Source organism: Bartonella sp. AP36NXGY, from assembly GCF_042195865.1.
Lineage (GTDB): Bacteria > Pseudomonadota > Alphaproteobacteria > Rhizobiales > Rhizobiaceae > Bartonella.
In genome coordinates this window covers 1-1,127 of the sequence record NZ_JBHIPD010000110.1, presented here as the reverse complement: position 1 = coordinate 1,127, position 1,127 = coordinate 1, and the positions used below count along the sequence as shown (strand labels likewise).

Below are 1,127 nucleotides of genomic sequence, written 5' to 3'. Positions count from 1 at the left end.
GTTATCAGAGCCCGTTGATTTATGGGCGTCCCTTTCAACCCATGGCATGATGCATGTGAATTTACCTCCTACAAAAGGGCGTCTGACAATTGCAATGGATGGCGATGAGGCTGGTCGTAAAGCAGGTTTTACCCTCGCTGCACGTGCCTATAGACAAGGCTTTGAGGTCTTTATCATGCAAGCCCCCTACGGTCTAGATTTCAATGATGTTTTGATACTGAAAGGTATAAATAAATGAGAGAGAATAAAAACAATATTGTCGATACCAACAATCAAAATGTTTCATGCAATGATAACGATAATGTTTTTTTTTAATGATAAGACTTGTTTAGAAGCCATTCCTTATGAAATCGCATTGCAACAAAATGGTTGGGGGGAATTGCAACCGATTAATACGGCTCTCTTACCCGTCGAGCCTTTTAGCTTATTACAGTTGCCAACGCCATTAATGGACTATGTTTATGACGTTGCGGATAGCCAACAAGCCCCTATGGATTTTATTGCTATCTCTGCTCTCTGTGCTTTGGCTGCTGTGATTGGCAATGGCGTGCGGATTGCCCCAAAACAACATACCAATTGGAAAATTGTTCCTAATCTCTGGGGTGCCATTGTGGGGGAACCTTCGACCATGAAAACAGGTACCATGGACGCTGCTTTAGAACCTCTCTATGAATTTCAAGATGAATGGCATCAAGAGTGGGTAAAGAAGAAAAAACAGCAAGAAACAAAAGAGATTCTTAGTGAATTAGATAAACGAGAAAAGAAAAAACAAGCCTATAAAGCACTCAAAGATCAAGACGAAGAACAAGCCCTTGCTCTTCTTTCACAAACTCTTGAACACAAAGAAAGTGAGGAAGATGACAGTTCTATAAAACGCCGTCTTATCGTCAATGATGTGACCGTTGAAAAGCTTGGGGAACTCTTAAAAGAACCCCCCCGTGGTCTCTTGTTGGTTCGTGATGAATTAGCTGGTTTTTTATCTAATCTGGCAAGAAAGGAATATCAATCAGACCGTTCTTTCTATCTAACAGCTTTTAATGGCAATAAGTCTTACACCTATGACCGTATAGGACGGGGAACCATTTTTATTCCCAATGCAACTGTCTCTATTATAGGGGGTATTCAAC

Annotated in this window: 2 protein-coding genes; both read left to right on the top strand. The window is 40.9% G+C overall.

What is annotated here, in order from left to right:
* On the top strand, positions 1 to 238 hold a 238-nt coding region (locus ACFINX_RS10140), incomplete at its 5' end, for a toprim domain-containing protein (protein WP_375668801.1).
* Positions 239 to 448: 210 nt separating this feature from the next.
* Positions 449 to 1,127: DUF3987 domain-containing protein (locus ACFINX_RS10135; RefSeq protein WP_375668802.1), on the top strand; the 679-nt coding region annotated here is incomplete at its 3' end.